Genomic DNA, 22,329 nt, shown 5'->3' on the forward strand with positions numbered 1-22,329 from the left:
CTGCAGATCATTCCGGGTGTCACCGGTCCGCCGCGACGGACGCCGGGTGAATCGTGGCGGTCACGGTTGGCGGTGGCGTTGCATCAACGACACCTGATGGTCGCGAACGGTCTGGCCCTCCTGCGGTGACGCCGTCCACTTGCCGTCCATGCCTAGCTCCCAACACCGGGTCGCCGGATCCATCGCGGACTCGAAGACGTCGTGCAGTTGTGTTTTCAGCCTCGGGTCCTTCACTTCGGCCATCACCTCGACCCGCCGGTCGAGATTACGATGCATCATGTCCGCGCTGCCGATCCAGAACTCGTCGATGGCGCGGAAGTGAATGATTCGTGAGTGTTCGAGGAACCGGCCGAGAATCGAGCGGACCACGATGTTGTCGGAGTATCCAGCCGCCTGCGGGCGCAGCGCGCAGATGCCCCGCACCACCACCTCGACCCGCACGCCGGCCTGCGAGGCTCGGTACAACGCGTCGATGACCTGCTCGTCCACCAATGCGTTGGCCTTCAGCCTGATTTGACCCTCGGCGCCGTCGCGGGTGGCGGCGATCTCCCGTTCGATACGTTCGATGATGCCCCTGCGCACACCCTGTGGGGCCACCAGCAGGTTGCGGTAGGAATCCTTGCGCGAGTAGCCCGTCAGCGAGTTGAACAGGTCGGTCAGGTCCGCACCGATGTCGGGTGCGGTCGTCAGCAGGCCGATGTCTTCGTACAACCGTGCGGTTTTCGGGTTGTAGTTGCCGGTACCGATATGGCAGTAGCGGCGGATCAACGGGCCCTCCCGGCGCACCACCAGACACGTCTTGCAGTGGGTCTTGAGGCCGATGAGCCCGTACACCACGTGCACACCCGCGCGCTCCAGGGCACGGGCCCACTTGATGTTGGCCTGCTCGTCGAAGCGGGCCTTGATCTCGACGAGCGCGACGACCTGCTTACCCGCAGCGGCAGCGTCGATGAGCGCGTTGACGATTGGCGAGTCACCCGAGGTGCGGTAGAGCGTCTGCTTGATCGCCAACACGTTGGGATCGGCGGCGGCCTGTTCGATGAACCGTTGCACCGTGGTGGAGAACGAGTCGTACGGGTGGTGAACGAGCACATCCCCGTCGCGCAGGGTGGAGAAGATGCTCTTCGGCGTCTCGCGTTCGCCGAACGCCGGCGGGGTGGCGGGCACGAACGGCCGGTCCTTGAGCGCCGGTCGATCGAGGTCGTAGATCTGCCACAGCGAGGACAGGTCGAGTAGCCCGGGGACCTCGATGACGTCGCCCGGCGCGACATCGAGTTCACGCAGCAGCAACTCGAGCATGCTCTCGGTCATGTCATCGGAGACTTCCAACCGGACGGGAGAACCGAACCGGCGGCGAGCCAACTCGCGTTCGAGCGCCTGCAGCAGGTCCTCGTCGCGGTCCTCTTCCACCTCGAAATCCGCATTGCGCGTGATACGGAACGCATGGTGCTCGACGATCTCCAGACCGGGGAAAAGCACGGGCAGGAACGCCGCGATGAACTCCTCCATCGGCAGGAACCGCACGATCTGCGAATCGCCTTCGCGGGGCGAGAGTTCGACGAAGCGGTCGACGTTGTCGGGCACCTTGATCCGGGCGAAGTGCTGACCGCCGTCATCGGGATGCTTGACGGTGATCGCCAGGTTCAGGCTCAGCCCACTGACGAACGGAAATGGGTGCGCCGGATCCACCGCGAGCGGAGTCAGCACGGGAAACACCTGCTCCTGGAAGTAGGTGGACAGCCGCGTGCGTTCGGGTTCGTCGAGTTCGGCCCACGTGACGATCACGATGCCCTCGTCGGCCAGCGCAGGACGTACCGAGTCGAGGAACACGTGCGCGTGCCGGTCGGCGAGGTGCTGGGTGCGTTCGTTGATGCGACGTAGTTGCTCGCGGGGCGAGAGCCCGTCGGCTGAGCGCACCGACAGCCCCATCTCGTCGCGCCGCTTCAACCCCGCGACCCGCACCATGTAGAACTCGTCGAGATTGGACGCGAAGATCGCAAGGAACTTGGCCCGCTCCAGCAGCGGCAGCGACGGGTCGGCGGCGAGCGCCAACACCCGGGCGTTGAAATCCAGCCAACTCAGCTCACGGTTGAGATAGCGGTCTTCGGGAAGCGCATCCTCGATCGCAGGCGAGGTGGCCGCGGGCGGCGCTTCGGGCGCCGAATCACCCGAGTCCGGCATGACGGGCCGGACGGTCGCGGCCACCGACTCGTTGTCGCTGTCACGAACCTGGGTCTCGGCTTCCGTCATGCCTCAGATGATTCCCTATACATCGGTGATCGTGCCACCGCAGGCGCATCCGCTCAGCCTGCCGCACCGATGGCCGCCGCCGTCGCCGCACCGACTCCGAGACGGCGCGCGACCAGCAGGTCGTCGGGTGTATCGATGTCACAGCGCAGTCCCGGCCACGCGCCGGTCAACTCGATGGCGCCGGAACGGCGATGGCGCCGAGTGGAGTCGACGCCGAACTGTGGGTTCAGGGCGACGCCGAACGAGAACAGGGCCGATGTTCCGGTGCCGTGCCGGTCACCGACAAAGCTGCGCCGGTGTTGACGAGCGGCTGCCACGGCCGCGGCCAGCTCATGTGGCTGCAGTGCGGGCAAATCACCTTGCAACACAACGACATTGGAAATTTCGCGACGGACCTCGGCTTCGGCGGCGGCGATCGCGTTGTTGAGCGGGTCGGGATGGCCCTCGGGCGTCGGGTCGATGAGCACCCGCGCCCCGAGACGGCCGGCGGCCTCGGCGGCGGTGTCGTCGGGCGTGACAACGGTGATGGCGTGCAACGCCGGGACCGCCGAGGCGGCCGTGATCGTGTCGATCAGCATCGCCAGCACCACCTTCTCGCGACTGGGTGCTGGAAAGACCGGAGCCAGCCGGGTCTTGGCGGCGGCGAGTCGTTTCACCGCGATCACCAACCCGATGTCGCCTTCCGGTGACCCGCTCATGTGCGTCATCCTGCCAGCACGCCGAGCCGGGTTAGGCTTAGGCGTGGTCGAGGCAGCGGTGTTGGGCGCCGGTGCGTGGGGGAGCGCACTGGCCAAGGTCCTTGCCGATGCGGGCAGCGAGGTGAGGCTCTGGGCCCGCCGGCCCGAATTGGCCGACGAGATCAACGACACCCATCGCAACTCGTCGTATCTCGGTGATACCGACTTGCCGAAGACCATCAGGGCCACCAGCGATGCGGCCGAAGCGCTGGACGGCGCCTGCACGGTGCTGCTCGCGGTGCCCGCCCAGACATTGCGGGGCAACCTCGAGCGGTGGGCGGGTCTGATCGGCGATGACGTCACCATGGTCAGCGTCGCCAAGGGCATCGAACTCGACACCTTGATGAGGATGAGCCAGGTCATCGTCCAGGTCACCGGCGCCGATCCGGCGCGGGTCGCCGTGGTGACCGGCCCCAATCTCGCCAGCGAGATCGTCGAGGAACAACCGGCGGCCACCGTTGTCGCCTGCAGCGACTCCGGGCGTGCGGTCGCCCTGCAGAGGGCGCTCTCGACGGCGTACTTCCGGCCCTACACCAACGCCGACGTCATCGGAGCCGAGGTGGGTGGCGCATGCAAGAACGTCATCGCGCTGGCGAGCGGCATGGCGGCGGGCGTGGGGTTGGGGGAGAACACCGCGGCCGCCATCATCACACGTGGACTGGCTGAAATCATGCGGCTCGGAATCGCATTGGGCGCCAAGCCGGCCACACTCGCCGGGCTGGCCGGGGTCGGCGATTTGATCGCCACGTGTACCTCGGCGCATTCCCGCAACCGCGGCTTCGGTGAGCGGCTCGGCCGGGGCGGGACGATGGAGTCGGCGATGCTCGCGACCGGCGGGCATGTCGCCGAAGGTGTCGCATCGTGTGAGTCGGTGCTCGCGTTGGCCAACAGCTATGACGTCGAGATGCCGCTCACCGACGCTGTTTTCCGCGTGTGCCACAAGGGGTTGTCGGTCGATGAGGCCGTCGCGTTGTTGCTCGGACGCACCACCAAACCGGAGTAACCGGTGGACGGTCAGTACGGCGAATCCACTCGCAGCGTCAAAGCAGTTGCCTCAGAAGCGGTTCCAGGACAACCGGTGGGACCGTCGCCGATTCCGGCGGCCGCCTTCCATCTGTCGTCGGAGCTGGACGACCCGCTGGACACCTACGGTCGCAGTTCGAATCCGACATGGCGCCAATTGGAGTCGGCGCTGGCCCAACTCGAGGGCGCGGCGGCGGCGTTGGCGTTCGGGTCGGGCATGGCTGCCATCTCGTCGGTCCTGCGGGTGCTGGCCAAGCCGGGCAGCAGGCTCGTCGTACCCGCGGACGGTTATCACCAGGTGCGCCGGTATGCTTTGGAATACCTTGCCGCGCAGGGTGTGACCGTCATTGCGGCAGCCACCCGCGACATGGGGGCCGCCTCGGCTGAGGCAGACGTGGTACTGGCCGAGAGCCCGGCCAATCCAGGGTTGGACGTGGTGGATCTGCACCAGTTGGCGATGCAGTGCCGCCGCCGCAACGCCATCCTCATCGTCGACAACACCACCGCCACTCCGCTGGGCCAGCAGCCGCTTTCGCTGGGCGCCGACGTCGTCGTGGCCAGCGCGACCAAGGCACTGTCGGGCCACAGCGATCTGCTGGCCGGCTATGTCGCGAGCAGCCACTCCGAGCTGATGACCGCGGTGGCGCGTGAACGGCTGCTTTCGGGCGCCATCCTCGGGGCGTTCGAGGCGTGGCTGCTGTTACGCAGCCTCGGCACCGCGGGGCTTCGATTCGAACGCCAGTGCCACAACGCGGCGGCCCTCGCCGTGACGCTGCACGCGCACCCCGCCGTACGGGCGGTGCGCTATCCCGGCCTGCCCGACGACCCGTCGCATCGCATCGCGTGTGCCCAGATGAAGAGGTTCGGCGGTCTGGTCGCCGTCGAGCTGACCGACGCGGAGGCCGTGCACGCCCTCGTCGAGCGCAGCGCGCTGCTGATCGCGTCGACGAGTTTCGGCGGCATCCACACATCGGTGGACCGCCGCGCGCGCTGGGGCGATGAGGTCAGCGACGGTTTCGCGCGCATCTCGCTCGGAATCGAGGACACCGATGACCTCATCGCCGACATCGAGCAGGCACTGGGCTGAAACGGCGACCCGCCCGAAACCGGGACGACTCGCGGCCGGGCCGGACGGTACCGTCTCTAGGTTGTGACTGCCCGCCATGACTCCGGCTCGGGGCGCGTCCGGGTCGCCGTCGTCTACGGCGGACGCAGCTCCGAGCACGCGATCTCCTGCGTCTCCGCAGGCAGCATCCTGCGCAACCTCGATCCGGAGCGGTTCGACGTCGTCGCGGTCGGCATCACTCCCGAGGGTGCTTGGGTGCTGACCAACGCCCAGCCCGACACCCTCGCGATCGCCGACGGCCGGCTGCCGGAAGTGAGCGCCGCGTCGGGCACCGAGCTGGCGCTGGCCGCCGACCCACGCCGGCGCGGCCAGTTGCTCTCGCTCGGCCAGGGCCCGGGTGAGCTGCTGGCCGCGGTCGACGTGGTGTTCCCCGTGCTGCACGGCCCGTACGGCGAGGACGGCACCATCCAGGGGTTGCTCGAGCTCGCGGGTGTGCCGTATGTCGGCGCGGGGGTGCTGGCCAGCGCAGCGGCCATGGACAAGGAGTTCACCAAGAAGCTGCTGGCCGCCGCCGGGTTGCCGATCGGAGACCAGGAGGTGTTGCGGGCCGGCCGGGACACGCTGAGCCTGGAGGCCCGCGAGCGCCTCGGCCTGCCCGTTTTCGTCAAGCCCGCGCGCGGCGGGTCGTCGATCGGTGTCAGCCGGGTCACGGAATGGGATCAGCTGCCGCTGGCCGTCGAGGCGGCCCGCCGCCACGACCCGAAGGTGATCGTCGAAGCCGCGGTGCCCGGCCGTGAACTGGAATGCGGAGTGCTCGAGTTCCCCGATGGCCGCGTGGAGGCGAGCACGGTCGGCGAGATCCGCGTCGTCGGCGTGCGCGGGCGCGAGGACGGCTTCTACGACTTCGCGACGAAGTACCTCGAAGACGCCGCGGAACTGGACGTGCCCGCCAAGGTCGATGACGACGTCGCCGACGCGGTGCGCCGGTTGGCGATTCAAGCTTTCGACGCGATCGACTGCCAGGGCCTGGCCCGCGTCGACTTCTTCCTCACCGAGGACGGGCCGGTGATCAACGAAGTCAACACCATGCCGGGGTTCACCACGATCTCGATGTATCCGCGGATGTGGGCGGCCAGCGGCGTGGACTATCCGACCCTGTTGGCCACCATGGTGGACACCGCGCTCAAACGAGGTACCGGCCTGCGCTGAATCAACGCACCGGTGCCGGATCAACGGGCTTGGCGGGCAACGTCTTTGCGATGACGGCGGAAAGCTGCTGGATCGCCGTCGGGCCCACGCCCTGCGGAAGGGTCAACGCCACGTACACGCCGCGGTCGACGGCGTACCACGTGCTGCGTTGCTGTTCGGTGCTCTGATCTTCGGCGCCGGCTTCACCGACACGAAACCACTGCACGTCGTCCACGCCCTGCAATGGCGCCCCCGCGACGAATTCGGCGGGTCGGTCCAGCCCGCAACGCAGGATGATCGGCTCACCTCCGCCGTCGGAGCGCCACGCCGCCGCGCCGGGTGGTGCGGGTTCGGCGAGCGCCGCGCGGGAGGCGTCGCCGAGGTTCTCCGGCAATGCGGCGGCCAGTTCGGAGCATTCAGCGCTGGAGGCCTGCGGCGCGGGCACCGCGGCCACCGGCACGGGTTGCTGCTGCGCCGGATCCTGCCGTAGCACCGCGATCACCAGGACCGCCACGACCGCCGCGACCGCCACCACGGTCGCTGCGATCAGCAGCGCCCGCGGCGGGCCATCACCGCTTTCGGATTGCACGGCTCAACTCTAAAGACGCATAGACTCCAGGCCACGGTGCGGCCGCGACAGGAGATGAACATGGCGACCGACGATGCGGCTGAAACCCTGGCGCAAGTGGGTGAGTTCGCGGTGATCCATCGGTTGGTCGCGGGTCGCCACCAGCCGGACGCCGTCGCGTTGGGACCCGGTGATGACGCGGCGGTGTTGTTCGCCCGCGATGGAAGGACCGTGGTATCCACCGACATGCTGGTGGCCGGCCGTCACTTTCGGCTGGACTGGTCGACGCCGCACGATGTGGGACGCAAGTCGATCGCGCAGAACGCCGCCGACATCGAGGCGATGGGGGCGCGTGCGAGCGCGTTCGTCGTCGCGTTCGGCGCGCCCCCGGACACGCCGGCGGCGCAGGTGCTGGAGCTGGCCGACGGCATGTGGCGGGAGGCCGAGTCGATCGGCGCGGGTATCGCCGGCGGTGACTTGGTCAGCGCGCCGCAATGGGTGATCTCGGTGACGGTGCTCGGCGACCTGGACGGCCGAGAGCCGGTGCGCCGCAGCGGGGCGAAGTCAGGTGACGCCGTGGCGCTGGTCGGTGACGTCGGTCGTTCGGCCGCAGGATTCCATTTGTGGCACAACGGCATTGGGCGGTTCGATGATCTGCGTCGGCGTCATGTCGCCCCTGAGCCGCCGTACGGACAGGGCCGCATCGCCGCCGACGGGGGCGCCACCGCGATGACCGATGTGTCCGACGGGTTGTTGGCCGACCTCGGCCACATCGCCGAGGCGTCGGGCGTCGGGATCGACCTGTCGACGGAAGCGTTGTCCGGTGACCGGGCCGCGCTCGCCGATGCCGCCGATGAGCTCGACGCCGATCCGTGGGCCTGGGTGTTGGGCGGTGGTGAGGACCATGCGTTGGTCGCGACGTTCAGCGGTCCGCCGCCCGATGGCTGGCGGGTGATCGGGCGGGTGCACGACGGCCCGCACCGGGTCCTCGTCGACGGCGCGGCGTGGAAGGGCAATCCGGGCTGGCAGTCCTTCCACTAGTTAGGGTGGCCAATCGTGACGCTGATCCAGGGACTCACGTGACCGCGCGGCCGCTGCACGAGCTCGTCGACGAGGGCTGGGCCAAGGCCCTGGCGCCGGTGGCCGACCAGGTCGCGCAGATGGGGGAGTTCCTGCGCGCCGAACTCGCCGCGGGCCACGCGTATCTGCCAGCCGGTCGAAACGTGTTGCGCGCGTTCACTTTCCCGATGGACAACGTACGGGTACTGATCGTCGGTCAGGACCCTTACCCGACGCCCGGCCACGCCGTCGGTCTGAGTTTCTCGGTGGCGCCGGACGTTCGACCGCTGCCACGCAGTCTGGAGAACATCTTCCGGGAGTACACCAGTGACCTGGAATATCCGGCACCGACCACCGGTGACCTGACGCCGTGGGCCGAGCGCGGGGTGATGCTGTTGAACAGGGTGCTCACGGTCCGGCCGGGCAGTCCGGCGTCGCACCGGGGTAAGGGCTGGGAAGCCGTTACGGAGTGCGCCATCCGCGCACTGGTCGCACGCAACCAGCCGTTGGTCGCGGTGCTGTGGGGCCGTGATGCCTCGACGTTGAAACCGATGCTCGACGGCGCCGACTGCGTCGCGATCGAGTCGCCGCACCCGTCGCCGCTGTCGGCGACGCGCGGCTTCTTCGGCTCGCGGCCGTTCAGCCGGGCCAATGAACTGCTCGAGAAGTTGGGCGCCGAGCCGATCGACTGGCGTCTTCCCTAGCCATCGTCAGCCGACCTGGGCACCGCGCGGTGCCCCACCGGTGACGGCTATCCGACGCCCGGGATCGGAGGCGGTGACGGAATCGGCGGGGGCGACGGGATCGCGGGCGGCGACGGGATGTCGGGCACGGGAATCTCGATCGTGCCGTCGCCTTCGGTGGTGGTGGCCGGCGGCTCGGGGTATGGGGTGGTGGTCGCAGGCGGCACGACGGTTTCCGTCTCGACGGTCACAGTCGTCGTCGGCGAAGTCGTCGTCGTGGTGGTGGTCGTCGTTGTGGTTTCCTCGCCGGAGGTGTCGTCACCACCGCAGGCGGCCAACAGCGACGCCACTGCCAGGCCGGACGCCAGAGCGGTCAGAGTGGATTTTGCAGCTGCGCGTGAGGTCATGGACCAACGTCTAACCAGACCCAGTGGAGGCTAAACCGGGCACGGGAGCAGCGTCAGCCGCGCGCGACCTTCCCCGCCTTGATGCACGACGTGCACACGTTCATCCGCTGCCTGTTGCCGCCGGGTCGGGTCACGGCGCGCACAGTCTGGATGTTGGGATTCCACCGACGGCTGGTCCGGCGATGGGAGTGCGAGACCGACTTGCCGAAGCCGGGGCCCTTCCCGCAGATATCGCACACGGCAGCCATATGCTCCAACTCCTGTCGATCAGTACGTGGGGGTCCGGGTCGCTGCGCCGCGACCGGCGCGGCTCGACCCGACAACCTGACCAGGATACCGGCCGCCGCAGTGATCGCCAAAACGCTGTCCCCATCCGGCGCGCGGACGCTCAGAAGCCCGTCCACCGGCGCGAACGTCATCACGGAATCGCGGCCGGCACTGTCAGGTCCAGTGGTTAGGCTGACCCGCACGGCGGGGGCGTGGAGGACGCCACATTCTGTTGGAGGTTAAGCATGTCGGCTCGACTGCTCGATGCCTCCACCCTGCGGGAATGGGCGCACACCGCGGTCGGTGACCTGATCACCCACGCCGAGGAGATCAACCGGCTCAACGTGTTCCCCGTGGCGGACGCCGACACCGGGACGAACATGCTGTTCACCATGCGTTCGGCATGGGCACAGGCCGACGCGCTGACCGGCGCCGAAGCCGTCGCCGAGGTGGCCGCGGCGCTGGCTCGCGGGGCCCTGAACGGGGCGCGCGGAAACTCCGGCGTGATCCTGTCCCAGATCCTGCGCGCGCTGGCCGAGCGCACCGCAGAAGCCCCGACCGTCGACGGAACGCTGTTCGCGGAGGTGCTGCGCCACGCCGTCGACCTCGTCGTCGAGTCCATGGGGCGCGCCGTGCCGGGCACCATCGTCACCGTGCTTCAGGACTCGGCTGACGGCGCCCGGCACGCCGTCGCCGAGGGCGTCCCACTCGCCGATGTGGTGTTCACGGCAGCCGACGCGGCGGCGCGGTCGCTGGACAAGACCACCGGACAACTCGACGTGCTGGCCCGGGCCGGCGTGGTGGACGCCGGGGGGCGCGGACTGCTGGTCCTGCTCGACGCGATGACCAAGACGCTGACCGGGCACGCGCCGCACAGAGCCGAGTACGCGCCGGCACCGCAGCGCACCGATGCGGCCACGGCCCACGTCGTCGCGGCCCCGCAGTTCGAAGTGATGTACCTGCTCAGTGGCTGCGACGCGGCCGGGGTGGAGCGACTGCGCAGCGAGCTGGACGCGCTGGGCGACTCGGTGGCGATCGCCGCCTCGTCGGGCGGCGCCGGGCAGTACTCGGTCCATGTGCACGCCGACGACGCCGGCGCGGCGGTCGAAGCGGCCTTCGCGGTGGGCACTCCCAGCCGCATCCAGGTCACGGCGCTCACCGGCAGCGCGGAGGCACGGCCGACGACCGGGTGGTCGCGCGGTCGGGTGGTGCTGGCGGTCGTCGACGGGGTTGGTGCCGAGCAGTTGTTCGCGGCCGAGGGCGCGCAGGTGCTGCGGATCGAGCGCGATACGCCGGTCAGCGCCAAGCAACTGCTGCACGCGCTGGTCAACGCCGATGCCGGGCAGGCGATGATCCTGCCGAACGGGTATGTCGCGGCCGAGGAACTCGTCGCCGGGTGCACGGCTGCGATGGGGTGGGGCATCGACGTGGTGCCGGTGCCCGCCGCTTCGATGGTGCAAGGACTGGCGGCGCTGGCGGTTCACGACGTCGAGCGCCAGGCCGTCGATGACGGATACACGATGGCCAGGGCGGCCGCGGGCGCGCGGCACGGGTCTGTGCGGGTGGCCACCGAGGAAGCGCTCACCTGGGCGGGAATGTGCAAGCCTGGCGACGGCCTCGGCATCTCGGGCGACGAGGTGCTGATTGTCGGTGACGATCTGACCGCGGCGGGTGCGGGCCTGATCGACCTGCTGCTCGCCGCCGGTGGGGAACTGGTCACGGTGCTCACCGGCGCCGGAGTCGACGAGGGCGTCGCTGCGGCGCTGCAGGATCACGTCCACCAACGGCACCTCGGCGCGGAGCTGGTCACGTACCACACCGGCCACCGCGGCGACTCGCTCCTGATCGGGGTGGAGTAGCCGTGGCCACGCTGACCGACCGCCTCGACCACGTGCTCGGCAGGAAGGCGGCCGATCCGCTCGAGGAGCACTTCGGCATCCGCACGGTGAACGATCTGCTGCGCCATTACCCCCGCAAGTACAGCGACGAGATGACGACCGTCAACGACGACGAGAATCTCGAGGAAGGCGTTCACGTCACCTTCGTCGACGTCATCACGAAAGCCGAACTGAAGCGGACGAATCGAGAGCCCCGGCGCGAGTACCTCGTCGTCACCCTCGGCCGCCGCACGCCGAAGGTGACCGCGACGTTCTTCAACGTCAAGTACCTCAAGAGGCAGTTGGTCAAAGACGCGAAGGTGATGCTGTCCGGGGAGGTCGGCTACTTCAAAGGCACCATGCAGCTGACCCATCCGGCCTTCCTCGTCCTGCACGACAGTGGCGCCATGAAGGGGTCGAAGTCGCTCAAGGCCATCGCCGAGGCATCCGGCGCGACCGGCGACGAATTGCTGGCGGCCTTCGAACGGGACTTCTTTCCGATCTACCCGGCCTGCAAGAAGGTGCAGACCTGGGAGATCTACGCCTGCGTACGCCAGGTGCTCGACGTGTTGGACCCGATTCCCGAGCCGCTGCCGAAATCGTTTCTGCGACAACACGATCTGATCACAGAAGACCGGGCGCTCCGGGCGGTCCACACCGCCGAGAGATCCACCGAACGCGATGCCGCGATCGCGCGCCTGACCTACGACGAAGCCATCGGTCTGCAATGGGCCCTGACCGATCGACGCCACGGCGAGCTCAGCGAATCCGGTCCGGTCGCGGTCCGCCGCGACGACGGGCTCGTCTGCGCCCTGCACAACCGGTTGCCGTTCGAATTGACCGATGGCCAGAGGGAAGTGCTCGACGTCATCTCATCGGAGCTGGCATCCACCCGGCCGATGAACCGAATGCTGCAGGGCGAGGTCGGTTCGGGTAAGACGATCGTCGCCGTGCTCGCGATGTCGCAGATGGTCGATGCCGGCTATCAGTGTGCGCTGCTTGCGCCGACGGAAGTCCTTGCGGCCCAACATGCGCGGTCCATCCGCGACGTACTCGGTCCGCTGGGGATGGGCGGACAACTCGGCGGCGCGGACGGCGCCACCCGCGTTGTGCTGCTGACCGGATCGATGACAGCCCAACAGAAACGTGCGGTGCGCGACGAGGTCGCCGGCGGCGACGCGGGCATCGTGATCGGCACGCACGCGCTGTTGCAGGATGCGGTCGAGTTTCACCGCCTCGGCATGGTGGTCGTCGACGAACAGCACCGGTTCGGTGTCGAGCAGCGAGACCGGTTGCGCGCCAAGGCTCCCGAAGGTGTGACACCGCATCTGCTGGTGATGACGGCCACGCCGATACCGCGCACCGTCGCGCTGACCTACTACGGCGATCTGGAGACCTCGACGCTGCGCGAGCTGCCGCGAGGCCGCCAGCCGATCACGACCAACACCGTCTTCGCCACCCAGAAGCCCGCATGGCTCGACCGTGCGTGGACCCGCATCGCCGAAGAGGTCAGCTCCGGGCGGCAGGCGTACGTGGTCGCGTCGCGCATCGACGAGAACGACAAGCCCAAAGGCGAGGACGACGACAAGCAGCGCGGCGGCCCGCCCCCGATCACGGTCGTCGAACTCTTCGACCGGCTGAGCAGCAGCGGCCCGCTGGCGGGACTTCGGCTCGGTCTCATGCACGGCAGGCTGCCCTCCGACGAGAAGGACGCGGTGATGGCGGCGTTCCGCTCGGGAGAGATCGACGTGCTGGTGTGCACCACCGTCATCGAGGTCGGCGTCGACGTGCCCAATGCAACCGTGATGGTCGTGATGGACGCCGACCGCTTCGGCATCAGCCAGCTGCACCAGCTGCGCGGACGGATCGGTCGTGGACAGCATCCCAGCCTGTGCCTGCTCGTCACGAAGCTGCCGGAAGGCTCGAAGGCCGGTGCCCGGTTGAACGCCGTCGCATCGACGTTGGACGGCTTCAAGCTCGCCGACCTGGACCTCTACGAGCGCCAGGAAGGAGATGTGTTGGGATTCAACCAGTCCGGACGGGCGATCACGCTGCGGTTCCTGTCGCTGCTCGAACACCTCGACATCATCCTGGCGGCCCGGGACTTCTGCTCGGCGCTCTATGAGCAGGATCCCGCCAACCCGGGCATGGCTTCACTGGCCGCTCCGTTCGTCGACACCGACCGCGTCGAGTTTTTGGACAAGACTTGAACCGCAAGCATCTACTGTGGCTGACCGCGATCGTTGCGCTCGCTGTGGTCGTTGCCGCCCAGGCCGTGAGGTCGGCGGCGGACCGGACGCACTTCATCGCGCGCGCCGACATTCCGACCGTCGCCCCCGGGACCGACGTTCTCGCGGGCGTGCCCGTCATACCGATGCGCATGCGCGGATACGACTACCGCAGAGCCGCTTTCGGGGACAGCTGGACCGACGACAACTCCGCTCCCGGCGGGTACAACGGCTGCGACACCCGCAACGACATTCTCGACCGCGACCTCGACGACAAGACGTTCGTGTCGATCAAACGCTGCCCCGACGCGGTGGCCACCGGCACGCTGCACGACCCGTACACCAACGCCGTGGTCGCCTTCACCCGCGGTGAGAAGACGGGCGCCGATGTGCAGATCGATCACATCGTTCCGCTCGCGCTTGCTTGGGATCTCGGGGCGCGCCACTGGCCAGACGACCTGCGTATCCGGTTCGCGAACGATCCCGCCAATCTGCTGGCGGTGGCCGGAGCGGCCAACCAGGACAAGGGCGATTCCGAACCCGCCGATTGGATGCCGCCCAACGCAGCATTCCACTGTCAGTACGCGATGCAGTTCATCGAAGTGCTGCGCGGGTATGCGCTGCCGGTCGACATGCCGTCGGCCACGGTGCTGCGCCAAGCCGCGGCGACTTGCCCGACCGGCTGAGTCTTCCCGCGGACAGACGCAAATTGCCCTTATCCCAGACGTTTTCGGGGCACTTTGCGACTGCTCGCGCAGAAAGACTAGGTGCCGGTGTAGGTTTCCGGGTCCGGACGGAATCGGGTGCCCTCGTCGAGGCCGTTGAGCGCGGCCATCTGATCGTCGCTGAGTTCGAAGTCGAACACCTCGAGATTCGAGGCGATCCGCTCCCATGACGACGAGCGGGCGATGACCACGTTGCCCAGTTGCAGGCTCCACCGGATGAGCACCTGCGCGGGGGTCTTGCCGTTCGACTGCGCGACCGTGGTGACGGTCTCGTGGTCGAGCAACCGGCCGACACCCAACGGTCCGTAGGCCTCGGTGACGATCCCGTAGCCCGCGTTGACCTCGCGCAGCTCTGCCTGGTTCAGCAGCGGGTGCAGTTCGATCTGGTTGATCGCGGGGGTGAAGAACGACAAGTCGATGATGTTCGACAGATGCTCGGCGTGGAAGTTGCAGACCCCGATCGACTTCGTGTCGCCGACCTCCTTGCGCTTCATCAGCCCGCCCCAGCTGTCGACATACTTGCCGTGCTCGCCGGCCGGCCAGTGGATCAGGTAGAGATCGACATAGTCGAGACCCAGCCGGCCGAGGCTCGCCTTGAGCGCATCCTGGGACGATTGAAAGCCGAGGTCCGGGGTGGCCAGCTTGGTGGTGACGAAGATCTCTTCGCGCGGCACACCGGACGCCTTGATCGCCCGCCCGACCGCTTCCTCGTTGCCGTACGCCGCCGCGGTGTCGATCAGCCGGTAGCCGGCGGCCAACGCCGCCAGCACCGCCTGCTCGGTCTCGGTTTCCGACAGTTCGCCGACGCCAAGGCCGAGAACCGGCATCGCGTTGTCGTCGTTGAGGGTGACGGTCGGAATCGCCCCGGCGTTGCCCTGCGGTTGGGTCATCTCACCTATCCTGTGAACTCGAATGTTCGCGGATCGGGACCCAACCGAGTGCCGTCGCCGAGCGCGGAGATGGACGCCATGTCCTGCTCGCTCAGCTCGAAATCGAACACGTCGAAGTTGCTCACGATTCTCTCGGGGGTCACCGACTTCGGGATGACTATATTGCCGAGCTGCATATGCCACCTAATCAACACCTGTGCCGGCGTCTTACCATGCGCCGCGGCGACCGAGCCGACGGCGTCGTGCGACAGCAGTGAACCCTGTCCGAGCGGACTCCACGCTTCGGTGGCGATGCCCAGCTGTGCGTGCACCTCCCGAAGTTCCTCCTGTTGGAGCAGCGGGTGAAGTTCAATCTGGTTGACGGCGGGGACGATCCCGGTGGCGTCGACCAGCGTCCGCAGGTGTTCGGGCTCGAAGTTGCTCACCCCGATCGACCGGATGCGGCCCTGCTCACGCAGATGTGCGAAGGCCTTGAAGGTTTCGACGAACGCGCCGTTGGCCGGCATCGGCCAGTGGATGAGGTAGAGGTCGAGGTAGTCGAGCTGCAAACGCTCCATGCTCTTGTCGAACGCGGTCAGCGTGCTGTCGTAGCCCTGGTCGGCGTTCCACAGTTTCGTGGTGATGAAGACGTCCTCGCGAGGCAGCCCCGATTTCTCGACGGCCTGGCCGACCTCGCGTTCGTTGCCGTACGCGGCAGCGGTGTCGATGTGCCGGTAGCCGGCGTCGAGGGCGGTCGCGGCGGCGCGTTCGGTGTCCTCCGCCGGGGTCTGCCAAACGCCGAGTCCGACCTGAGGTATCGAATTACCGTCATTCAACGTGATCGATGGAGAAGCCATGACTGAAAGTCTGCCAGCCGAAGGTTCCCGTAGCCCGAGCCGCCGGGAGGCCGTCGTCAATGCCGCGGCCGGTGTCACCCTGCGCGCACTTCCGCACATTCCGCACGCGGTCAAACGCGTGCTGCTCGGCGGCCGCACGGTCACCATCGACGGCAACACGCTCGACACCACACTTGCGCTGATGCTCGCCGGTCAGAAACTCGCCGGCATCGACGGACTGGTGAACGCCGACGACGTCGGCGCGGCCCGGGATCAGCTGGAGGTACTGGCCGCGGGCTTCAAGCAGAGCATCCCGGTCGCCGCGGTGCGCAACATCTCGATCCCAGGACCTGCCGGACCCATCCGGGCGCGTCACTACCGGCCAATCGAGGGCCACGGTCCCCTGCTGGTCTTCTTCCATGGCGGCGGCCAGGTCATCGGAAGCATCGACACCCACGACGACCTGTGCCGCGAGATCTGCCGTCGCGGCGGCATGCACGTGCTCTCGGTCGACTATCGCCTGGCGCCAGAGCATCCGGCGCCCGCGGGCACCGACGACGCGTACGCCGCGTTCCGGTGGGCGCACGATCACGCCACCGAGCTGGGCGTCGATCCGGACCGCATCGCCGTCGGCGGCGACAGCGCGGGCGGTAACCAGGCGGCGCTCGTCGCGCACCGCGCCCGCGCCGGCGGCCCGCTGCCGGCCGTGCAGCTGCTCCTGTACCCGGTCACCGATTACAGCGCCGAGACGCGGTCGCAGACCCTGTTCGCGAACGGTTACTTCCTGACCAGGGACGACCTCGGGTGGTTTCGCGACAGGTATCTCAACGGGGGAATCGCCGCCGACGACCCGCGGGTGTCGCCGCTGCTGGCCGACGACTTGTCCGGGCTGCCGCCCGCACTGGTCATCACTGCCGGGTTCGACCCGCTGCGCGACGAGGGCAGGCAGTACGCCGAAGCGATGCGGGCCGCGGGCGTACCGGTCGACCACCGCGAGTTCGGTTCGTTGGTCCACGGATTCGCCAACTTCTTCCCGTTCGGCGGCGACAGCACCACCGCCGTCGCCGAGGTGATCTCAGCGCTGCGGGCTCATCTGGCCCGCGACTGACAGGCCGTCGCAGCAGCGCCGGTACTCTTACCCCCGTGGCCTCGAAACCGAAGAAGACTCCGCGCTACGACCTGAAGGCAGCCGATCGCAAGCGCAATCTGGCGGTGCAGATCGGCCTGACCGCCGTCGTCGTGGTCTTCGCCGTCGCGCTGGTGGTGTACATCGTGATGACCAAGGGCGACAAACCCGGTGAGGGTGAAGTCAGGGCGGTCCACATCGCGTCGAGCAACGTGATCACCAAGGAGGGCACGTCCGAGCCCAAGGCCGTGCTGTCGCTCTACGAGGACTTCTTGTGCCCCGCGTGCGGCAACTTCGAAAAGCAGTTCGGGCCCACGATCAACAAGCTCATCGACAGCGGCGCCGTCGCCGCCGACTACTACATGGTCTCTATCCTCGACCGTGCGGGGCAGGGCTACTCGACACGCGCGGCCAACGCGGCGTACTGCGTGGCCGACGCGGACAAGGAAGCCTTCCGGCGTTTCCATTCGGCCCTCTTCGCCCAGCAGCCGCCCGAGGGCGTCGGCCCGTTCCCCGACAACGCCCGGCTCATCGAAATCGCCCGGCAAGCGGGTGTGACCGGCGAGGTTCCCGAGTGCATCAACAGTGGCCGCTACGAGAAGATGGTCAAGGGCCTTGCCAAAGCCGCCGGCGTCAACTCGACGCCGACGATCCGCATCAACGGCGAGGACTACTCGCCGTCCACCCCTGACGCGTTGATCGCCGAGATCGAGAAGATCGTCGGCGAGGTGCCCGCGCTGGACGCCGGGGCCCCGCCGCCGAACCCCGATCCGACACCGCAGCCGGCGCCGTGACGGTCGCCGCGCCCGGCGCCGTCTCGCCGACCGAGTCCGCGGCTGAGGAGCCGACGGGCCTGCCGGTGGGGCGCCCGAGCGCGGTCTGGATCCTGATCGCGGGTGTGCTGGGGCTCGTCGCGGCGGTCCTGTTGACCGTCGAGAAGATCGAGCTACTGATCGACCCGGAGTACGTTCCCTCCTGCAGTTTCAACCCGGTGCTGTCCTGCGGTTCGGTGATGATCACGCCGCAGGCCTCGGTGTTCGGCTTTCCCAACTCGCTGATCGGCATCGTCTCGTTCACGATCGTCGTGGTGACCGGCGTGCTCGCGCTGGCGCGCGTCGAGCTGCCGCGCTGGTATTGGGCCGGCCTGGCCACCGGCACGCTGCTGGGCAGCGCGTTCGTGCACTGGCTGATCTTCCAGAGTCTGTACCGCATCGGCGCGTTGTGCCCGTACTGCATGGTGGTGTGGGCGGTGACGATCCCGCTGCTGGTCGTCGTCGCTGCCATCGCTCTGCAGCCGCAGCGGGGCAACGCCGTCGTGCGCGGGTTGCACACCTGGCGGTGGTCGCTGGTGGCGTTGTGGTTCACCGGCCTGCTGCTGTTGATCCTCGTGCGCTTCTGGAGCTACTGGTCCACGCTGGTCTAGGGTCCCCGGGCGATACAGTACGTGCGTGAGCGCCCGTGATTTCTAAAGTCCTGGTCGCCAATCGCGGCGAGATCGCGATCCGGGCATTCCGTGCCGCCTATGAGATGGGGATCGACACGGTTGCGGTGTATGCACACGAAGACCGCAACTCCCTGCACCGGCTGAAGGCCGACGAGTCCTATCAGATCGGCGAAACCGGACACCCGGTCCGGGCCTACCTGTCGGTCGACGAGATCATCCGGGTGGCCAAGCATGCCGGCGCCGACGCCGTGTATCCCGGCTACGGCTTCCTGTCGGAGAACCCCGAGCTCGCCGCCGCGTGCGTCGACAGCGGGATCACGTTCATCGGGCCCAGCGCGAAAGTGCTCGAGTTGACCGGCAACAAATCCCGCGCGATCGACGCGGCCCGCGCGGCGGGCCTGCCGGTGCTGAACTCGTCGGCGCCGTCGGCCTCGGCCGATGAGCTGATGGCCGCCGCGTCGAGCCTCGAGTTCCCGTTGTTCGTCAAGGCCGTTTCCGGCGGCGGCGGCCGCGGGATGCGACGCGTGGCCGACCTCGACGCGTTGCCCGACGCGATCGATGCCGCGTCGCGTGAGGCCGAGTCGGCGTTCGGCGACCCGACGCTGTACCTCGAGCAGGCGGTGCTCAACCCCCGCCACATCGAGGTGCAGATCCTGGCCGACACCCACGGCAACGTGATGCACCTCTTCGAACGCGACTGCAGCGTGCAGCGCCGGCACCAGAAGGTCATCGAGATGGCGCCGGCGCCGAACCTGTCCGAAGAACTGCGGCAACGGATTTGCGCCGACGCGGTCACCTTCGCCCGTCAGATCGACTACACCTTCGCGGGCACCGTCGAATTCCTTCTCGACGAGCGCGGCCACTACGTGTTCATCGAGTGCAATCCCCGCATCCAGGTCGAACACACCGTCACCGAGGAGATCACCGACGTCGACCTGGTGTCGTCGCAGCTGCGCATCGCCGACGGCGAGACACTCGAGGATCTGGGCCTGGGCCAGGACATGATGACGGCGCCGCGGGGTTTCGCCCTGCAGTGCCGCATCACCACCGAGGATCCGGCCAACGGCTTTCGGCCCGACACCGGCCGCATCACCGGCTATCGCACGCCGGGCGGCGCGGGCATCCGGCTCGACGGCGGCACCCACCTCGGCGCGGAGATCAGCGCCCACTTCGACTCGATGCTGGTCAAACTGACGTGCCGGGGCCGCGACTTCGGTGCGGCGGTGGCACGCTCGCGCCGCGCGCTGGCCGAGTTCCGCATCCGCGGCGTGTCGACGAACATCCCGTTCCTGCAGGCGGTGGTGAACGACGCCGACTTCCGCGCCGGCCGCATCAGCACGTCGTTCATCGACGAACGCCCATATCTGCTGACCGCACGGACCCCTGCCGACCGCGGCACCAAGATCCTCAACTACCTGGCCGATGTCACGGTGAACCAGCCCCATGGCCCCCGCACCGCGTCGGTGTATCCGCAGGACAAGCTTCCCGAAATCGACCTCGCGGCCGCGGCGCCGGCCGGCAGCAAGCAACTGCTGACCGAACTCGGGCCCGACGGGTTCGCCCGCTGGCTGCGCGACTCCAAGCCGTTGGCTGTCACCGACACGACGTTCCGCGACGCGCACCAGTCGCTGCTGGCCACCCGTCTGCGCACCACCGGCCTGCTGATGGTCGCGCCCTACATCGCGCGGATGACACCGCAGCTGCTGTCGCTCGAATGCTGGGGCGGCGCGACTTACGATGTGGCGCTTCGATTTCTGAAGGAAGACCCGTGGGAACGGCTGGCCGCGCTGCGCGAGGCGGTGCCCAACATCTGCTTGCAGATGCTGTTGCGGGGCCGCAACACCGTCGGCTACACCCCGTATCCGGAGACGGTCACCGACGCGTTCGTCGCCGAGGCGACCGCGACCGGCATCGACATCTACCGGATCTTCGACGCGCTCAACAACGTCGAGTCCATGCGGCCGGCCATCGACGCGGTCCGCGAAACCGGCACGGCGGTGGCCGAAGTCGCGATGAGCTACACCGGCGATCTGTCCGACCCCGGCGAGAATCTCTACACGTTGGACTACTACCTCAAGCTGGCCGAGCAGATCGTCGAGGCCGGCGCCCACGTGCTGGCGATCAAGGACATGGCCGGGCTGCTGCGGCCGCAGGCCGCCCACACGCTGATCACGGCGCTGCGCAGTCGATTCGACCTGCCGGTGCACGTACACACCCATGACACCCCGGGCGGTCAGCTGGCGACATATCTGGCCGCCTGGCAGGCGGGCGCCAGCGCGGTCGACGGGGCGGCGGCGCCGCTGGCGGGCACCACCAGCCAGCCCGCGCTCAGCTCGATCGTCGCCGCCGCCGCGCACACCGAGTACGACACCGGGTTGTCGCTGCAGGCGGTGTGCGACTTGGAGCCGTACTGGGAGGCGTTGCGAAAGGTCTACGCCCCCTTCGATGTTGTGGCCGCCGGCCCTCCGGCCCCGACAGGGCGGGTTTATCACCACGAGATCCCCGGCGGACAGCTGTCGAACCTTCGCCAGCAGGCCATCGCACTCGGATTCGGTGACCGTTTCGAGGAGATCGAGGCCAACTACGCGGCCGCCGACCGGGTGCTGGGCCGACTGGTGAAGGTGACCCCCTCGTCGAAAGTGGTGGGCGACCTCGCGCTGGCCCTCGTCGGTGCGGGCATCAGCGCCGATGAGTTCGCTTCGGACCCTTCGCGATTCGACATTCCCGAGTCCGTGATCGGATTTCTGCGCGGCGAACTCGGCGAGCCCGCCGGCGGGTGGCCCGAACCGCTGCGGACCAAGGCGCTGGCCGGGCGGGCGCCTGCGAAACCACAACAGGAACTCAGCGAGGAAGACGAAGCGGTGCTCGCCCAAGCCGGCCCGAAACGCCAGGCCGCGCTGAACCGGTTGTTGTTCCCCGGCCCGACAAAGGAACTCGACGCCCACCGCGAACAGTACGGCGACACCTCGAGCCTGTCGGCCAACCAGTTCTTCTACGGGCTGCGCCACGGCGACGAGCACCGCGTCCAGCTGGAACGTGGGGTCGAACTGCTGATAGGGCTCGAAGCGATCTCCGACCCTGACGAACGCGGCATGCGCACCGTGATGTGCATCCTCAACGGGCAGCTGCGGCCGGTGGTGGTGCGCGATCGCAGTGTCGCCAGCGACATCCCGACCGCCGAAAAGGCCGACCGCGCCAATCCCGACCATGTCGCCGCGCCGTTCGCGGGCGTGGTGACCGTCAACGTCGCGGTGGACGACGAGGTGGAGGCGGGGCAGACGGTCGCCACCATCGAGGCGATGAAGATGGAGGCCGCGATCACCGCGCCCAAGGCCGGCAAGGTCAGCAGGGTGGCGGTGTCGGAGACGGCACAAGTCGAAGGCGGCGATCTACTGGTGGTGGTCAGCTGACCCGCATCGTCGCCGGGGCCTTCGGCGGTCGACGAATCACCGTGCCGCAGCATCGATCCGGCCGGGGCACCCGGCCCACCACCGACCGGGTCCGCGAATCGTTGTTCAACGTGCTCGCCGCGCGCATCGACCTCACCGGGGCGGCGGTACTCGATCTGTACGCCGGCTCCGGAGCCCTCGGCCTCGAGGCGTTGTCGAGGGGAGCGGTGTCGGCGGTCTTCGTGGAATCCGACGCCCGGGCCGCCCGCGTCATCGCCGACAACATCGCCACCTTGGGGACGTCGCGGGCGACCGTGCGACGCGGCACCGTGGCCGCGGTGCTCTCGGCCGGTGCGTCGTCGCCCGTGGACGTGGTCTTCGCCGATCCCCCCTACGACGTCGACGCGGCCGAGGTCGCCGAGGTGCTCGCGGCGTTGGTCGACGGCGGGTGGACCACCGACGGCACCGTCGTCGTCGTCGAGCGTGGGGCAAGCGGACCACCGCTGAACTGGCCGCCGGGGTGGCACGTGTGGCCGTCGCGCAGCTACGGCGACACCCGCCTGGAGCTGGCCCAAGTCAGCGATTGA

20 protein-coding genes are annotated in these 22,329 nt (G+C 68.2%); 13 read left to right on the top strand and 7 right to left on the bottom strand.

The features are described from left to right. Window positions 1-60: 60 nt before the first annotated feature. Together AU187_RS08325 and cofC are read right to left on the bottom strand one after the other, a co-directional pair. Complete coding sequence (locus AU187_RS08325) at window positions 61-2,250, bottom strand: RNA degradosome polyphosphate kinase (RefSeq protein WP_059166552.1); 2,190 nt, start codon at window positions 2,248-2,250, stop codon at window positions 61-63. A 53-nt stretch (window positions 2,251-2,303) separates the two neighbouring features. Then, a complete protein-coding gene (cofC, locus tag AU187_RS08330; protein WP_059166576.1) occupies window positions 2,304-2,948 on the bottom strand; it encodes a 2-phospho-L-lactate guanylyltransferase in 645 nt (214 codons plus the stop codon). Here cofC and AU187_RS08335 point away from each other — a divergent pair. From AU187_RS08335 to AU187_RS08345, 3 genes are all read left to right on the top strand, one after another. Next, window positions 2,947-3,990: an NAD(P)H-dependent glycerol-3-phosphate dehydrogenase gene (locus tag AU187_RS08335; protein ID WP_156425532.1), complete on the top strand. Its 1,044-nt coding sequence runs from the start codon at window positions 2,947-2,949 to the stop codon at window positions 3,988-3,990. The genes cofC and AU187_RS08335 overlap by 2 nt on opposite strands. A gap of 3 nt (window positions 3,991-3,993) precedes the next feature. Continuing rightward, complete coding sequence (locus tag AU187_RS08340) at window positions 3,994-5,097, top strand: cystathionine gamma-lyase (protein ID WP_059166553.1); 1,104 nt, start codon at window positions 3,994-3,996, stop codon at window positions 5,095-5,097. A gap of 63 nt (window positions 5,098-5,160) precedes the next feature. Beyond that, window positions 5,161-6,285, top strand: a complete 1,125-nt coding sequence (locus tag AU187_RS08345) for a D-alanine--D-alanine ligase family protein (RefSeq protein ID WP_059166554.1) — start codon at window positions 5,161-5,163, stop codon at window positions 6,283-6,285. 1 nt (window position 6,286) lies between these two features. Here AU187_RS08345 and AU187_RS08350 read toward each other — a convergent pair whose 3' ends face one another. Next, entirely contained in the window at window positions 6,287-6,853 is a 567-nt protein-coding gene (locus tag AU187_RS08350) for a DUF3515 domain-containing protein (RefSeq protein ID WP_059099615.1), read from the bottom strand. A 60-nt stretch (window positions 6,854-6,913) separates the two neighbouring features. On the opposite strand from AU187_RS08350, the gene AU187_RS08355 reads away from it, so the two are divergent. Together AU187_RS08355 and AU187_RS08360 are read left to right on the top strand one after the other, a co-directional pair. Then, window positions 6,914-7,873 (top strand): thiamine-phosphate kinase, encoded by a 960-nt coding sequence (locus tag AU187_RS08355; protein ID WP_059166577.1) that lies wholly within the window; start codon window positions 6,914-6,916, stop codon window positions 7,871-7,873. A gap of 38 nt (window positions 7,874-7,911) precedes the next feature. After that, entirely contained in the window at window positions 7,912-8,595 is a 684-nt protein-coding gene (locus AU187_RS08360) for a uracil-DNA glycosylase (RefSeq protein ID WP_059166555.1), read from the top strand. 47 nt (window positions 8,596-8,642) lie between these two features. Here AU187_RS08360 and AU187_RS08365 read toward each other — a convergent pair whose 3' ends face one another. Both AU187_RS08365 and rpmB read right to left on the bottom strand, forming a co-directional pair. Continuing rightward, the gene (locus AU187_RS08365; protein WP_156442341.1) at window positions 8,643-8,981 is read right to left on the bottom strand and encodes a hypothetical protein; all 339 of its coding nucleotides are present in this window, start codon (window positions 8,979-8,981) and stop codon (window positions 8,643-8,645) included. A gap of 53 nt (window positions 8,982-9,034) precedes the next feature. Further along, window positions 9,035-9,229: a 50S ribosomal protein L28 gene (gene rpmB / locus AU187_RS08370; RefSeq protein ID WP_059099618.1), complete on the bottom strand. Its 195-nt coding sequence runs from the start codon at window positions 9,227-9,229 to the stop codon at window positions 9,035-9,037. Between the two features lie 264 nt (window positions 9,230-9,493). Between rpmB and AU187_RS08375 the strand changes: the two genes are divergently transcribed. From AU187_RS08375 to AU187_RS08385, 3 genes are read left to right on the top strand one after another with little or no spacing between them, the layout of a single operon-like run. Continuing rightward, window positions 9,494-11,107, top strand: a complete 1,614-nt coding sequence (locus AU187_RS08375; protein WP_059166557.1) for a DAK2 domain-containing protein — start codon at window positions 9,494-9,496, stop codon at window positions 11,105-11,107. Between the two features lie 2 nt (window positions 11,108-11,109). Then, the gene (gene recG, locus AU187_RS08380; RefSeq protein WP_059166558.1) at window positions 11,110-13,335 is read left to right on the top strand and encodes an ATP-dependent DNA helicase RecG; all 2,226 of its coding nucleotides are present in this window, start codon (window positions 11,110-11,112) and stop codon (window positions 13,333-13,335) included. Further along, the gene (locus AU187_RS08385; protein ID WP_059166559.1) at window positions 13,332-14,039 is read left to right on the top strand and encodes an HNH endonuclease family protein; all 708 of its coding nucleotides are present in this window, start codon (window positions 13,332-13,334) and stop codon (window positions 14,037-14,039) included. Before recG ends, AU187_RS08385 begins: the two co-directional genes overlap by 4 nt. A 77-nt stretch (window positions 14,040-14,116) precedes the next feature. Here AU187_RS08385 and AU187_RS08390 read toward each other — a convergent pair whose 3' ends face one another. Further along, window positions 14,117-14,968, bottom strand: coding sequence for an aldo/keto reductase (locus tag AU187_RS08390; RefSeq protein WP_059166560.1), 852 nt, complete (start codon window positions 14,966-14,968; stop codon window positions 14,117-14,119). Window positions 14,969-14,973: 5 nt separating this feature from the next. Further along, on the bottom strand, window positions 14,974-15,804 hold the full coding sequence (locus AU187_RS08395) for an aldo/keto reductase (protein ID WP_059166561.1): 831 nt from the start codon (window positions 15,802-15,804) through the stop codon (window positions 14,974-14,976). On the opposite strand from AU187_RS08395, the gene AU187_RS08400 reads away from it, so the two are divergent. The 5 genes from AU187_RS08400 to rsmD are packed head-to-tail and all read left to right on the top strand — an operon-like array spanning window position 15,803 to window position 22,329. Then, a complete protein-coding gene (locus AU187_RS08400) occupies window positions 15,803-16,891 on the top strand; it encodes an alpha/beta hydrolase (protein WP_059166562.1) in 1,089 nt (362 codons plus the stop codon). The genes AU187_RS08395 and AU187_RS08400 overlap by 2 nt on opposite strands. A gap of 35 nt (window positions 16,892-16,926) precedes the next feature. Beyond that, entirely contained in the window at window positions 16,927-17,703 is a 777-nt protein-coding gene (locus AU187_RS08405; RefSeq protein WP_059166563.1) for a DsbA family protein, read from the top strand. Next, window positions 17,700-18,332 carry a vitamin K epoxide reductase family protein gene (locus AU187_RS08410; RefSeq protein WP_059166564.1) on the top strand — a complete coding sequence of 211 codons (633 nt, stop codon included), beginning with the start codon at window positions 17,700-17,702 and terminating at the stop codon, window positions 18,330-18,332. The genes AU187_RS08405 and AU187_RS08410 overlap by 4 nt, the downstream gene beginning before the upstream one ends. A gap of 35 nt (window positions 18,333-18,367) precedes the next feature. After that, window positions 18,368-21,763 (top strand): pyruvate carboxylase, encoded by a 3,396-nt coding sequence (locus tag AU187_RS08415; protein WP_059166565.1) that lies wholly within the window; start codon window positions 18,368-18,370, stop codon window positions 21,761-21,763. Continuing rightward, window positions 21,760-22,329, top strand: a complete 570-nt coding sequence (gene rsmD / locus AU187_RS08420) for a 16S rRNA (guanine(966)-N(2))-methyltransferase RsmD (RefSeq protein WP_059166578.1) — start codon at window positions 21,760-21,762, stop codon at window positions 22,327-22,329. The genes AU187_RS08415 and rsmD overlap by 4 nt, the downstream gene beginning before the upstream one ends.

This window comes from Mycobacterium sp. IS-1556 (assembly GCF_001499985.1).
GTDB lineage: Bacteria > Actinomycetota > Actinomycetes > Mycobacteriales > Mycobacteriaceae > Mycobacterium.